This window comes from Campylobacter sp. 2352 PW (assembly GCF_024723575.1).
Lineage (GTDB): Bacteria > Campylobacterota > Campylobacteria > Campylobacterales > Campylobacteraceae > Campylobacter_D.
The window spans coordinates 1-14,103 of the sequence record NZ_JANQCX010000003.1; the positions used below are offsets into that span (position 1 = coordinate 1).

Annotated in this window: 16 protein-coding genes; 9 read left to right on the top strand and 7 right to left on the bottom strand. The window is 29.9% G+C overall.

Annotated elements, in window-relative coordinates; genetic code table 11:
- Nucleotides 1-34: 34 nt before the first annotated feature.
- Genes ychF through rpiB form a run of 6 tightly spaced genes read right to left on the bottom strand, consistent with a single transcriptional unit; the run spans nt 35 to nt 4,477 of the window.
- The gene (gene ychF, locus CAMP5121_RS02025) at nt 35-1,135 is read right to left on the bottom strand and encodes a redox-regulated ATPase YchF (RefSeq protein WP_263679342.1); all 1,101 of its coding nucleotides are present in this window, start codon (nt 1,133-1,135) and stop codon (nt 35-37) included.
- Entirely contained in the window at nt 1,132-2,583 is a 1,452-nt protein-coding gene (locus tag CAMP5121_RS02030) for a leucyl aminopeptidase (RefSeq protein ID WP_337214659.1), read from the bottom strand. Before CAMP5121_RS02030 ends, ychF begins: the two co-directional genes overlap by 4 nt.
- Complete coding sequence (locus tag CAMP5121_RS02035) at nt 2,580-3,173, bottom strand: DedA family protein (protein ID WP_039668313.1); 594 nt, start codon at nt 3,171-3,173, stop codon at nt 2,580-2,582. Before CAMP5121_RS02035 ends, CAMP5121_RS02030 begins: the two co-directional genes overlap by 4 nt.
- Nucleotide 3,174: 1 nt before the next feature.
- Complete coding sequence (gene apt, locus CAMP5121_RS02040; protein ID WP_263683294.1) at nt 3,175-3,711, bottom strand: adenine phosphoribosyltransferase; 537 nt, start codon at nt 3,709-3,711, stop codon at nt 3,175-3,177.
- A complete protein-coding gene (locus CAMP5121_RS02045; RefSeq protein WP_039618138.1) occupies nt 3,711-4,043 on the bottom strand; it encodes a hypothetical protein in 333 nt (110 codons plus the stop codon). The genes apt and CAMP5121_RS02045 overlap by 1 nt, the downstream gene beginning before the upstream one ends.
- On the bottom strand, nt 4,040-4,477 hold the full coding sequence (gene rpiB / locus CAMP5121_RS02050; protein WP_263679345.1) for a ribose 5-phosphate isomerase B: 438 nt from the start codon (nt 4,475-4,477) through the stop codon (nt 4,040-4,042). The genes CAMP5121_RS02045 and rpiB overlap by 4 nt, the downstream gene beginning before the upstream one ends.
- A 139-nt stretch (nt 4,478-4,616) precedes the next feature.
- Between rpiB and CAMP5121_RS02055 the strand changes: the two genes are divergently transcribed.
- Nucleotides 4,617-5,168 carry a CheB methylesterase domain-containing protein gene (locus CAMP5121_RS02055; protein ID WP_263679346.1) on the top strand — a complete coding sequence of 184 codons (552 nt, stop codon included), beginning with the start codon at nt 4,617-4,619 and terminating at the stop codon, nt 5,166-5,168.
- Between the two features lie 9 nt (nt 5,169-5,177).
- The gene (locus tag CAMP5121_RS02060; protein WP_263664281.1) at nt 5,178-5,960 is read left to right on the top strand and encodes a CheR family methyltransferase; all 783 of its coding nucleotides are present in this window, start codon (nt 5,178-5,180) and stop codon (nt 5,958-5,960) included.
- On the opposite strand, the gene CAMP5121_RS02065 is transcribed toward CAMP5121_RS02060, so the two are convergent.
- On the bottom strand, nt 5,957-7,150 hold the full coding sequence (locus CAMP5121_RS02065) for an MFS transporter (RefSeq protein ID WP_337214660.1): 1,194 nt from the start codon (nt 7,148-7,150) through the stop codon (nt 5,957-5,959). The two genes, CAMP5121_RS02060 and CAMP5121_RS02065, sit on opposite strands and share 4 nt — an antisense overlap.
- A 105-nt stretch (nt 7,151-7,255) precedes the next feature.
- Between CAMP5121_RS02065 and CAMP5121_RS02070 the strand changes: the two genes are divergently transcribed.
- Genes CAMP5121_RS02070 through CAMP5121_RS02100 form a run of 7 tightly spaced genes read left to right on the top strand, consistent with a single transcriptional unit; the run spans nt 7,256 to nt 14,012 of the window.
- A complete protein-coding gene (locus tag CAMP5121_RS02070; RefSeq protein ID WP_337214661.1) occupies nt 7,256-8,302 on the top strand; it encodes a dehypoxanthine futalosine cyclase in 1,047 nt (348 codons plus the stop codon).
- Entirely contained in the window at nt 8,302-9,522 is a 1,221-nt protein-coding gene (locus tag CAMP5121_RS02075) for a M16 family metallopeptidase (protein ID WP_337214662.1), read from the top strand. Before CAMP5121_RS02070 ends, CAMP5121_RS02075 begins: the two co-directional genes overlap by 1 nt.
- Nucleotides 9,512-11,335: an ATP-dependent DNA helicase RecG gene (gene recG, locus CAMP5121_RS02080; RefSeq protein WP_337214663.1), complete on the top strand. Its 1,824-nt coding sequence runs from the start codon at nt 9,512-9,514 to the stop codon at nt 11,333-11,335. Before CAMP5121_RS02075 ends, recG begins: the two co-directional genes overlap by 11 nt.
- The gene (locus tag CAMP5121_RS02085; protein WP_012661401.1) at nt 11,328-11,930 is read left to right on the top strand and encodes a nitrosative stress-response regulator, Crp/Fnr family; all 603 of its coding nucleotides are present in this window, start codon (nt 11,328-11,330) and stop codon (nt 11,928-11,930) included. Before recG ends, CAMP5121_RS02085 begins: the two co-directional genes overlap by 8 nt.
- Nucleotides 11,931-11,973: 43 nt before the next feature.
- Nucleotides 11,974-12,621, top strand: coding sequence for an amino acid ABC transporter permease (locus CAMP5121_RS02090; protein ID WP_263664277.1), 648 nt, complete (start codon nt 11,974-11,976; stop codon nt 12,619-12,621).
- A complete protein-coding gene (locus tag CAMP5121_RS02095) occupies nt 12,614-13,273 on the top strand; it encodes an amino acid ABC transporter permease (protein ID WP_039618154.1) in 660 nt (219 codons plus the stop codon). The genes CAMP5121_RS02090 and CAMP5121_RS02095 overlap by 8 nt, the downstream gene beginning before the upstream one ends.
- 1 nt (nt 13,274) lies before the next feature.
- Complete coding sequence (locus tag CAMP5121_RS02100) at nt 13,275-14,012, top strand: pathogenesis-associated glutamine ABC transporter, ATP-binding protein (RefSeq protein WP_039618156.1); 738 nt, start codon at nt 13,275-13,277, stop codon at nt 14,010-14,012.
- The last annotated feature ends 91 nt before the right edge of the window (nt 14,013-14,103 follow it).

Below are 14,103 nucleotides of genomic sequence, written 5' to 3' on the forward strand. Positions count from 1 at the left end.
GAGATTGCAAGCTTGAAATAGCTTGCAAATTTTATTAAACATTAAATCTAAAATGCATTACATCGCCATCTTGTACGATATAATCTTTTCCTTCAAGGCGTAGTTTTCCTGCTTCTTTAGCGCCACTTTCTCCTTTGCAAGCGATATAATCTTCATAAGAAATCACTTCAGCTTTGATAAAACCTTTTTCAAAGTCGTTGTGGATTACACTTGCTGCTTTTGGTGCTTTCCAGCCTCTTTGTATAGTCCATGATCTAACTTCTATTTGACCTGCTGTAAAATAGCTAATTAGATTAAGCTTTGAAAATGCTGTGCGTATAACTACTTCAAGCCCACTACGTTCAATCCCTAAAGATTTTAAAAACTCAAAATGCTCCTCATCGCTTAAAGCTATCATTTCCTCTTCTATTTTAGAGCAAAGTTTGATAACCTCATGACCTGATTTTGCTGCAAATTCTTTGAGGTTTTTTACAAATTCATTGTCTTCTAAAAGGGAATTCTCATCTACATTTGCCCCATATATCACTTCCTTAGCTGAAAGCAATCTTAGTTCTTTTATAAGAGCATGATAGACTTCATTTTTATTTGGGAAAGAACTTGCACTGTTGTTTTGATTTAAATGTTCTAAAAGCTCATTAGCTAAAGCCAAACTTTCTTTTGCACCTTTTTCGTTGGCCTTTGCACCTTTGGTGAGTTTTTCTATTTTTTTACTAAGTTGTTCTATATCTGCTAGTATAAGTTCTGTTTCTATGATTTGCACATCACGCACAGGATCAACACTGCCCGCAACATGGGTGATATTTTCATCATCAAAACAACGCACAATATGTAAAATCATCTCTGTTTCACGTATGTTAGATAAAAATTTATTACCCAAACCCTCACCTTTGCTAGCGCCAGCTACTAAACCTGCTATATCAACAAATTCTATATTTGAGCGTATGATTTTTTGTGGATTGACAATCTTTGCTAGCTCTTTTAAACGATGATCAGGTACAGGTACGACTGCTTTGTTTGGCTCTATGGTGCAAAATGGATAATTTGCACTTTCTGCATTTTGTGCTCTTGTTAGTGCATTAAAAGTGGTAGATTTTCCAACATTTGGAAGCCCTACTATACCAACTGATAAACTCATTTTTGTTTCCTTGAAAGATAAAGTAAATATGAAAGACACATTCTAACACCCGCTCCACTTGCACCAAAGCTATGATAACCCCAAGCTTTTTCTAAGTAAGCTGGCCCTGCGATGTCTAAATGTAGCCATTTGTCTTTGTATTCTTCTCTAATGAAAGAATTTAAAAATAACCCCGCTGTAATAGCCCCACCATAACGACTTGAAGAGGTATTGCTAACATCTGCTATATTTGATTTTATAAGCTCTTTTAAATGTGGGTTAAAATGTAAAATAGTAGCTAAATCTCCACTTTTTTTACTTACTTTGAAAAAATCATTTTGTAAATCTTCATTATTTCCCATGATAGCACTTGTGTATTCTCCAAGTCCTACTACGCAAGCTCCAGTTAGAGTGGCAAGATCTATTAATAAATCAGGTTTTAGATCTTGAGCAAGCGAAAGACAGTCTGCTAAAACTAATCTTCCTTCTGCGTCGGTATTTCTAACCTCTATACTCACACCTTCTCTTGAGATGAGTACATCATCAGGCTTGTAAGCATTTCCACCTATCATGTTTTCAGTTGCACCGATGATAGAATGCACTTCTATATCAAGGTTTAATTCACTTGTACCTTTGATGATAGCCATTGCGGCCGCACCACCACTTTTGTCAGATTTCATCGTTAGCATATAATCAGCAGGTTTTAAACTAAGTCCACCACTATCATAAGTTAGCCCTTTACCTATAAACACTACTTTCATTTTTGCATTTTTTGGTTTGTATGAAAGATGAATGAGTTTTGGTGGATGGATCGAAGCGCGATTTACTGCTAAAAATGCTTGCATTTTTTCTTGCTCTAAGAAATCACTCTCATAGATTTTACATGAAATCTTGCAATCATTTTGACTTAAGCTAAGAGCATCCTCAGCCATTTTTGCAGGAGTATAAATTTGAGGAATTTCATTTACGATATTTTTTGCAAAATCACAAGCATTTGAAAAAACCTGACCATAGTTTATACCTATGCAAGCTTCTTCTAGGTTATATGCTTTGTCATTAATTTCATCTTTTGAGATGAAAATATTCTCTAACTTACTCTGTGTTTTTTCTTTTTTATATTTATCAAACTCATAAGCACCAAAAGTAAATCCTTGAATCATGGCATTAAAGCTATTTACTACGCATTTTCCTACAACACTCTTTGTTTTAACACTTTGAATTTCAAGTTTTTTTAAAGCTTTATAAGCATTTGCAAAAGCAAGTCTTATATCTTCATATTCTAAACTTTTAAGTTCGCTATAAAGAATTTTATTTTGCATATCTATGCAAATTCCTTCGCCTTTATAGTTTGAAAGTTTAAAAAGTTTTTGACTTTGAGTGTATTTTTCTATCTTTTTATCTTGTATTAAAATGATTTCAAAGTCAGCATTTATAGAATTTATAGTTTCTTCTTTAAAATTAAAAATCATTTATGTTCCCTTTTTCTAAGTATTGATTTTTCTATTTGTTTCATACCTAAAAATAAAGCAAGTAAAAAACAAGCAATAATAGGTACTGCAAAATACCAGTGATCTCCAGCCCATTCCACTGCAAGCCAAATTTGTTTTCCAAAAAACCATGCAAGCAAAATGGTTATAGCAGCCCAAGCCCAAGCACTAATGAGATTAATAAATGCAAATTTTTTCGCACTATAGCGTGTTAGTCCTATGCTCATAGGTATAATAGTTCTAAAGCCATACATATATCTTTGTATGAATATAATAGGCCAACCAAAACGCTGTAAGAGTAAATGCGCTATGGCAAATTTACGCCTTTGGGTGCGAAGTTTTTTCTGAATGTATTTTTTATTATATCTTCCTATATAAAAATATATTTGATCGCCTACAAAACCACCCAAACCTGCTACAAAGATGATAAGTCCTAAATTTACATGACCTTCATGTGCAAAAATACCTGCTAAAATAAGCGCAAGTTCTCCCTCAAGTATGCACCATAAAAACACGATGATATAAGCCCAGTTTTTATAATCATACAAAAGTTGTTTTAAAAATTCTTCCATTTTATACCTCTAAAACACTATAAACAGAAGTTAATTTAGCTAATTCTTTAGCTCCATCAAGACCTTTTAATTCTAGTAAAAAACAAGCTTCAACGCATTTTGCATTGAGTTTTTCTATGAGTTTAACAGCAGCGATAGCTGTGCCACCTGTGGCGATGAGATCATCTATGAGCAAAACGTTTGCTTTTTGATTGTTAAATGCATCGATATGAATTTCTATGGTATCACTACCATATTCTAAACTATAAGATTCTTGCAAGCATTTTGAAGGTAATTTACCTGGTTTTCTAATAGGCACAAAAGGTAGTTTTAATCTAGCACTTAGTGCAGCTCCAAAAATAAAACCTCTACTTTCTATACCAACGATATAATCAAGTTTTGCATTTTGGTATTTTTCAACTAAATGATCCATTAAAAATGCAAATGCTTCTTTATTATTTAATAAAGTAGTGATATCTCTAAAGATAATTCCTTCTTTTGGAAAATCCTTAATAGCTCTAATGCTATCTAATAAGTATTTTTTATCTTGTTCTTTCATCATAATAATGCCTCGATTTTTGCTTCTAATTCTTTGATTCTTTGTCTTAATTTTTCATTTTCGATACGATATTGTGAATTTCTTGTTCTAAGAGAGGTTAGGTCTGCTTTGCTTTTGTTTAATTCCTCAGTTAAAATATCAATATTACCCAAGCTTCTTTGAAGTTGTACTTGTAATTTTCTAATGACTATTTCAGTATCATCAAGATTATTTTTTATGAATTCTTTTGCTACTTTTTCTTTATGAAGTAAGGTTTTGTAATAAAGCAACATAATAGTCATATAAATACTAACACAAATTAATACAGTTAATACAAGCCAACTTAAAATCATAATTTTGCCTCTATTTTACTAATTCGCACGCAATGTCTTCCACCGCTAAAAGAAGTATTAATGAAATTTGAGATGATTTCAAAAGCCATATCTACTCCGGTTAGTCTAGCTCCTAAGGCTAAAACATTTGCATCGTTATGTTCTCTTGAGAGTCTAGCGCTTAAAGGTTCATTACACAAAGCACAGCGTATGTTTGTATGGCGATTTGCTGCTATACTCATACCAATACCTGATCCACACACTAAAATTCCAAAACTATTTTCATTAATTTTAGAGCTTAATAAATGTGCATAATCAGGATAATCACAACGATCGTTACTAAAAGGACCTAAGTCTTCAAAGCTTATATTTTTTTCTTGTAAAAAATTGATAATTTCTTGTTTTAAAATAAAGCCAGCATGATCACTTGCTATGTAAATTTTTTCTCTTAACATTTAATAATCACTTATCATTTGAAATTTAAAGTATTAATTTTATCATATTTAATTAAAATTTTTCTTTCTTGTATATAATTATTTTTTAATATTTTCAAATATTTAATTTGATATAATAATACTAAACTTAAGGTAAAAAATGAAGCTTATTTTGATTGGTTCTTCAACGGGCGGTCCAAGCCAACTAAAGTTTTTACTTAATGATATAGAACTTAAAGATTGTGCGGTAGTGATTGCCCAACATATGAACCCAGCTTTTATTCCTTCTTTTGTAAATCAATTCAACAAAGAAGCAAAAAGTGATGTGATCATACCAAATGACAAAGAAGTTTTAAAAAATAAAATTTATATTTGTCAAAGAAATATGGTTTTAAGTGGAAATAATGCTTTGGTGTTAAATACTACAGAGCAAACAAGTAGTTTTAATCCAGGAATTGATGTTTTATTTCATTCAGCTGTAAATCTTTGCAAATATCATAAAATTTTAGCTTTGATTATGACAGGAATGGGTGATGATGGTGCTAAATCTTTATTTGAGCTTTATAAAGTTGGTGTGAGGTGTTTATGTGAAAATGAGGCAGATTCTATAGTATATGGAATGCCAAAAAAAGCTAGAGATACTAATCCAAATTTAAAACCTATGAGTTTAATAGAACTCAAAAAAGAAATAATAAATTTTATCAAATCATAGGATGGAAAGATGATAAAAATTACAGAAAATGAAATGAATGATTTTATAAAAATAGTAGAGCAAATAAGTGGAAATAATCTTAATACTAAAAAAGATATTTTATCCATAAAGCTACCTAAATTTTTACAAGAATTAGGTTTAAGCAGTCTTAGTGAATTAAATGAAAAAGTGCAGTTTCAAAGAAATTTAAAGCAAGAAACTATGGATTTTATTACAGTTTGTGAGACATATTTTTTTAGAGAATTAGAACAATTAAAAGATGTAATTTTTTATATAAAATCTCTTGATCGACCTGTAAATGTACTTTGCGCCCCATGTTCAAGTGGTGAAGAAGTGTATTCTTTGGCTATTTTAGCAAGTGAGAATTTTGTTAAAGGTATGAATATAGTTGGTATAGATATTAATAAAAAAATGATAGATAAATGCAATGAAATGTTATATTCAGAGCGCTCAGTAGCTAGATTAAACACTATGCAAAAAACGCGTTATTTTGATGTAAAAGATAGGATGTATCAGCTTAAAAAAGAGACTTTAGCTTGTAGATGTCGTTTTGAGCTTTGTAATGTTTTTGATGATTCTTTATTTAAACTTGGGAAATTTGATGTGATTTTTTCAAGAAATATGATGATTTATTTTGATCAAGATTTCAAAATAAGATTAATGGAGCGTTTCCATAGGATATTAAATAGGGAGGGTAGAATATACCCAGGAAAATCAGATCTTGTACCTGAAACAGCGTATTTTGAAAAAAACTTTTCAGCGGGCGGGGTTTATTATTCTAAGGTGGATTAATTATATTTTTTATTAAACCACCACCAATAAATCGCCGCAAAGATAAAACATACCCCCAAGCCAAAAGTAAAATGGCTTAATTTTACTCCATAAAATTCAAATAAATATCCTGTTGAAAAAGCAATAATTGCACTAAAAGTTAAATACACCATATCATTATAGGCAATCACTCTACCATAATATCTTTTATCACAATCATTTTGCAAAAGTGTGTAAGTATAGCTCCATAAAGATGAAGTACAAAAACCTGCCATTACTAAGCCTACAAAGGCAAGATAAAAGTTAAATTGCAAGCAAGCCCAAAGCATTATACCTATACCTTGCGCTAAGTATAAATATACTAAAGTATTTTTATTAATATAAGGACTAAGTACATAAGGTCCTATGAGTAAAGATACGGCTCTTATAGCATTAGAAAGCCCTATGGCTAGAGGTATGGAAATAACTTTTGCGTATTCATATTCGGCCAAAAGAGTGATTAAAACATCATAAGCGGTTATCCCTACAACTCCATGAAGTAAAATCAAATGAATGATTTTTTTATTGTTAAATACATAAGCTAAACCTTCTTTGATTAATATAAAAAGATTGTTTTGTGTGGTATTTTTTTCATCAGGTAAGATTAAAGTTTTAAGTATAAGCATGGCACAAAATAACATTAAAGTATCAGCTATGAAAGCTGGTTTTACTCCAAAAAGATCTATAAAAAGTCCTGCTGTGCCCATACCCAAAGCATATGATACAGCCCATATAATACTATGAAGCTCATTGCCTAGTTTTAATTCTTGTGGAGTTAAAATTTTAGGTAAAACTGACATTTCTGTTTGAAAATACATGCTTGCAACCGCCATGCGCACAAAGGTTAAAAAGTATAAAAACCAAAGCATAGCTAAAGAATTTACAAAAATTAGCATAAAAATAGAAATCATCTCAATGCTAATCATTGTTAGTAATAAATTCTTAGGTTTAAATCTATCTACTATAACTCCATTTATAGGTGCAAGTATAATAGAAGGTAAAAAAACAAAAATAGCTGAAAAACCTATAATATTTGCAGGTGCTTGGAGTTCTTTGGTTAAAAGGGTAAAAACACCCACTTGAGAAAACCACGCGCCAAAATAACTTATAAATTGTACTGTTGCTAAAAGGCGAAAAGTTTTATTATTTTTAAGTAAAGACCTATAAGTCATGAACATCCTATGAATATATGAAATTAAAGGGCTTGATTATAACGTTTTTAAGATTATTTTACATTTAAATGCTATAATAATTCTTTTTTATAAAAAAGGTTAATAATGAATAGATTAAGCAAAAAAGAAGCATTAAATTTACTCCAAAATGCACCTTTATATGAACTAGGTGCAATGGCATATGAAAAAAAATTAGAGCTTCATCCTGAAAAAATAACTACTTTTGTGGTAGATAGAAATATAAACTACACAAATATTTGTTGTATTGATTGTGATTTTTGTGCTTTTTGTAGAAAAGAAAAAGATGATGATTCTTATATTTTAAAATACGAAGAAATAGGACAAAAAATAGAAGAATTACAAGTCATAGGTGGAACGCAAATTTTATTTCAAGGCGGAGTACACCCAAAACTTAAAATAGAATGGTATGAAGACTTACTTTCTTATATAAAAACTAATTATCCAACCATCACTGTGCATGGTTTTTCAGCAGTAGAGATAGCTTATATAGCAAGAGTTTCTAAAATTTCTATTGAAGAGGTTTTAAAAAGATTACAAGCTAAAGGACTTTTTTCTATACCTGGAGCAGGTGCTGAAGTATTAAGCGATAGAGTAAGAGATATTATAGCACCACATAAATGTGACACAGCTACTTGGCTTAGGGTGCATGAGAGTGCGCATAATATAGGTATGAAAAGTACTGCTACTATGATGTTTGGTACGGTTGAGAATGATGAGGAAATTATCGAACATTTTGATCATTTAAGAAATTTACAAGATAAAACAAATGGTTTTAGAGCTTTTATTTTATGGTCATTTCAAAGTGAAAATACCCCTTTGATCAAAAAACACCCTGAAATCATCAAGCAAAGCTCTAATAGGTATTTAAGATTGCTAGCTTTGGCAAGATTATATTTAGATAATTTTAAAAATTTACAAAGCTCATGGGTAACACAAGGCTCTTTAATAGGCCAACTTGCTTTAAAGTTTGGTGCAAATGATTTAGGTTCAACCATGATGGAAGAAAATGTCGTAGCCGCAGCGGGTGCAAAATATAGAATGAATCAAGAACAAATGATAGAACTTATCAAAGATATAGGAGAATTACCTGCTAAACGCGATACAGCTTATAATATTTTAGAAAGGTTTTAATGCTAAATTTAGACTTTAATAATACTAAAATAGACATAACATATGAGTATGAAAACGAGCTTCCTGTGGTATTTTTTAAGCTCATTTTTAAAAATAGTGGAAAAATAGCAGAAAAACACAATAGAGGTTGTGCAAGTATGCTTGCTAGGCTTTTAAATGAAGGAAGCAATGATGAGTTTTTTAAAAGCTTAGAATACCGTGCTATAGAGCTTTATGCTAAGGCTAGTTTTGAGCATTTTCAAATTAGTATTAAATGTTTGAAAGAACATTTTGATTTTGCTTTAGAAAAATTACAAGAATTATTTTTAAATGTGCGTTTTGATAAAAAAATCTTACAAAGATTAAAAACTTTAGCCTTAGGTGAGCTTGCAAGTTTAAATACTGATTATGATTATCAAGCAAAAAGACTTTTAAATAAGAATGTTTTCAAAGATGAAATTTTTGCTAGTGGTCTTGATGGGACTAAAGAAAGCATAGAAAAGATTAGCTTAAAAGAATTGCAAGATTTTATGAGTGAAAATTTAGTGCTTGATAATGCTTTATTTGTTTTTGGTGGAGATATTAAAGAAGATGAAGTGAAAGTCAAAACAGAAAAAATTTGCCAAATTTTAAAAAGAAACACCCCAAATCAAAACAAAAGTTACAAACTCATTGATGAGAGTATAGAAGTAAGTGAGCAAAAAAGTACCGAGCAAGCTTATATATACTTTTGCTCTCCATTTAATATGCAAATTAATGATGAGAAAATGTATTTAGCTAAACTTGCTTTGTTTATCTTGGGTCAAGGTGGTTTTGGTTCGCGTTTGATGGAGGAAGTGCGTGTGAAAAGAGGTTTGGCGTATTCAGCATATGCTATGCTTGATGTAAATTTAAATTATAGTAGAGTTTTTGGGTATTTGCAAACTAAAAATGAAAGTTCTAATGAGGCTAAAACTTTAGTTAAGGAAGTTTTTGAAAACTTTGTCCAAAATGGAGTAAATGAAAAAGAATTTCAACTAGCTAAGCAATTTTTAGTAGGTTCTATGCCTTTAAGATATGAAAGCTTGGCTAAAAGACTAGATATAATGTTAAATGAATATTTGCATGGTTTAAAACTTGGAAATTTAAAAGAAGAAATGCAAAAGATTAAAAACACTACTTTAAATGAGTTAAATGACTTTATTAAAGCACATAGTGAAATTACCAAAGTGAGTTTTGCAAGCATAGAAAATGAAAGTTGAAGAAAAGGACTTAAAACTACTTCATGCTTTAGGGGTTAAAAATTATATCGATTTGGCTTTGATTTTACCTAAAAAATTTGATGATTTTAGAATTTCAAAGTTTCCAAAAGATACATTTTGCACCCAAAATGTAAAAATTATCAGCACGCAAAATCATCATTCTCAGCTTTTTATACTTTGTGAATGTTTAGAATGGGGTATAAAGGCAAATATAGTAATTTTTCATCCTAATAAATGGCATTTTAAAATTTTTAAACACAATGCTTTGATTTGTATCCATGCAAAGATGAATTTTTTTAATGGAATTTGGCAGTTTATAAACCCAAAAATAGTAAAAAATATAGGTCAAATAGTTCCTAAATATCAAATTAGCTCTATTAAAGATGAAAGCATAAAAAAACTTATCTTAAAATATGTCAACGAAGCTAATTTAAAAGCGCTAAATTTAGAACAAAAATACATTAATTTACTTTTGAATTTACACAATTATAATGATTTAACTCTTTATGAAAATTTTAACGCCATAGTTAAAGACTTAAAATATATAGAAATTTTTAATCATTTAAGGCGTTTAAAGGGTAAAAAAATATCACAAAATGCTTATAAAATAGAACTTTTCGATATAAGCTCTTGGCTTAAGGGTTTAGAATTTAACCCTACAAATGATCAGCTTTTGGCGATAGAAGATATTAAAAAAGACTTACAAAGTAAAGTTACTAAAAGGCGTGTGGTGATGGGCGATGTGGGTTGTGGTAAGACTTTGGTCATACTTGCTGCAAGTTTGCTAGTATATCCTAAAAAGGCTATTTTAATGGCTCCAACTAGTATATTAGCAGAGCAAATTTATCATGAAGCAAAAAGACTTTTGCCTGATTTTGTTAATGTATTACTTTTAAAAGGTGGTAAAAAAGATAAAGATTTAGCAAAATTAAAAGAACAAGCTCATTTTATTATAGGTACACATGCACTCATTCATCAAGAAGAATTTGAAGCGGTTTTAGTGATGATAGATGAGCAACACCGCTTTGGCTCTAATCAAAGACAAAAAATAAGCGAGCTTAGTAAAAACTCTCAATATGCTCCACATATCGTGCAATTTTCTGCTACGCCTATACCAAGAACGCTTTCTATGATACAAAGTGAGCTTGTAAATTTTAGTTTTATTAAACAAATGCCTTTTAAAAAAGACATTAAAACTTTTTGCATACAAGATAAAGATTTTAAATATTTGCTTAAAAAAATCGATGATGAACTAGCTAAAAATCATCAAACAATCATCATTTATCCTTTGGTAAATGAAAGTGAAAATATAGATTATTTATCATTAGAACAAGCACAAGAATACTGGATAAACAAATACAAAAATGTTTATGTAACCCATGGAAAAGATAAAAATAAAGATCAAATTTTGCAAGAATTTAGAGAAAAAGGCACGATTTTACTTTCTACGACGGTGGTTGAAGTGGGGATTTCTTTGCCAAGACTAAGCGTTATTGTAGTTGTTGGGGCTGAAAGACTTGGGCTTGCTACCTTGCATCAGCTTCGAGGTAGGGTAGGTAGAGTAGGGCTTGAGAGCTTTTGTTATTTATACACTAAGCAAAAAGAAATTCCAAGCCGTTTGCTTGAATTTGCTAAAACTTTAGATGGATTTAAAATAGCTGAGCTTGATTTGAAAAATAGGCTAAGTGGGGATTTACTAGATGGTAGAATGCAACATGGCAATCATTTTAAATTCTTTGATTTTACAGATGATGAAGAATTAGTTGTAAGAGCAAAAGAAAGTATTAAAAATATGGAAAAAGAAAATGGATAAACATTTTGAAATTTTAATTTCTAAAGGCAAGAAAAAACATTTTAACAAAGGGAATATTTTATTTTTTCAAGGTGAAAAAGCAAATAAAATTTACATTTTACTAAGTGGAAAAGTACGTATATATAAGGTAAATGCAAAAGGTTTTGAGCTGACACTGCATACTCTAACTCCGGTGAATTTTATAGCCGAAATGCCTGTGTTTGAGGGTATTAATTACCCAGCTAATGCAATTTGTGAGCAAGATTGTGAAATTTGTGTTTTTGACTTTGATGAATTTAAAAAATTATGCTTAGAAAATGGAGAATTTAGCTTTTTACTTCTGACTTCTTTAATCGGTAAAATTCGAATTTTAGAAAATTTCATCAGGCAAAAATCTTTGGATTTAAAGTCAAGATTAGTTAGCTTTTTACTAGAAAATGAAGAAAAATTACAAAATTTAAAGCAAAAAGAAATCGCTGTGATTTTAAATTTACCTCCAGAATCCTTGTCGCGTTTTTTAAAAGAATTAAAACAAAATGAGCTTATTTGTACAAATAAAGGTAAAATAGCAATTTTAAATAAAGAAAAAATGCAAAATTTAATTAAGTCTTTTTAAGTCTTATTTGTTACAATATTGTATTTAAAGTATGGAAGGTTTTATGGATTTTGATTTTTTAATCAAGTTTAGCCCTATGTTTATACAAGCTTCTTGGCTTACTTTAAAACTTGCTATTTATGGAGTATTTTTTTCATTTTTAGTAGGTTTATTTTGTGTGGGAGTAAGTTATTTTAAATTTTCTTTTTTAAATACAATCTGTAAAATTTACATAGAATTTTCAAGAAATACACCTTTATTAATCCAACTTTTCTTTTTATATTATGCTTTGCCTGAGTTTGGAATACACCTTAGTTCTTTTGCTTGTGCTGTGATAGGACTTAGTTTTTTAGGTGGTTCTTATATGGCTGAGAGCTTAAGAGCAGGTATGGAAGCGGTGAAAAAACAACAATATGAATCAGGACTTTCTTTGGGTTTGAGTAAATGGCAAAATTTTCGCTATGTGATCATGCCTCAAGCTTTGGGTATAGCTATGCCAAGTATTAGCGCAAATATCATTTTTTTACTCAAAGAAACTTCTGTAGTAAGCATTATTGCTTTAGCGGATTTAGTATATGTGGCTAAAGATCTTATAGGGCTTTATTATAAAAGCAATGAAGCATTATTTGCTTTGGTGCTTTGTTATTTGATTTTGATTTTACCTTTATCTTTAGTGTTAAATCGTATAGAAAAAAGGTTAAATTATGTTTGAAATTTTAAATCAAGATACCTTTTTTAGACTAGCACAAGGTTTAAAGGTTACTTTAGAGCTTTCATTGATTAGTGTTTTGATTTCACTTATTGGAGGAGTATTTTTTGGAATTTTAATGCATTCTAAAAATAAAATCCTTTATGCTTTTTGTCGTTTTATGCTTGAATTTGTACGTATTATGCCTTTGATTGTTTGGCTTTTTATAGTGCATTTTGGCTTGGCGAAATGGTTTGGATGGCATTTGAGTGCTTTGGGTTCAAGTATTATTGTTTTTAGTATTTGGGGTGTGTTTGAGATGATGGATTTGGTTAGATCATCTTTAGCAAGCATACCAAAACACCAGTATGAATCAGGACTTTCACTAGGTTTTAATAAATTTGAAGTTTATCTTTTTATCATTATACCTTTATCTTTAAGAAGATTATTACCAATGAGTATTAATCTTTTTACAAGAATTATTAAAAGCACTTCAGTGATTTATCTAATCGGTGGCATAGAGCTTATTAAAGTAGGCCAACAAGTGATTGAGTTAAATTTATTTCAAAATTCTTACGCAGCTTTTGTGATTTATGGTTTGATTTTATTGATTTATTTTATACTTTGCTATCCTTTGTCGGTATATTCAAAGTTTTTAGAGAAAAAATGGAGCTAATATGAGCATTTTAAAAATACAAAATTTACAAAAATACTATGATGATCATCATGTTTTAAAAGATATAAATTTAGAAGTAAATCAAAAAGAAGTAGTGGTTATACTAGGTCCAAGTGGCTGTGGGAAATCTACACTTTTAAGATGTATTAATGGTTTAGAAGAAATGGCTGATGGGGCTATTTTTGTAGATGATGAAAAAATTGATAAAAATTATAAAAAATGGACTCAAATTCGCCAAAAAATAGGTATGGTGTTTCAATCTTATGAACTTTTTGATCATTTAAATGTGGAGCAAAATATACTTTTAGGACCTTTAAAGGTGCAAAAAAGAAAAAAAGAAGAGGTTTTAGAAGAAGCTAAATACTGGCTTGATAGAGTAGGGCTTTTGCATAAATTAAAAGCTTACCCTAAAGAATTAAGTGGTGGACAAAAACAACGTATAGCCATAGTTAGAAGCCTTTGTATGAATCCTGAAATCATGCTTTTTGATGAAGTTACAGCAGCGCTTGATCCTGAAATTGTGCGTGAAGTTTTAGATGTGATTTTAAATTTAGCAAAAGATGGTATGACTATGCTTATAGTTACGCATGAAATGGGTTTTGCTAGAGCAGTTGCTGATAAAATAGTTTTTATGGATGATGGAAAAATAGTAGAAATTTCAAAGCCTGATGAATTTTTTGAAAATCCAAAAACTGATCGTGCGAAGAAATTTCTCAATTTGTTTGATTTTCATCGTTAATTTTATTTTAGAAAAGATTTGTTTAAAAAATTAATATAAGGTTTAAAAATTTAAATTTCAATCATTAAGGAAAAAATATGAAAAAGATTTT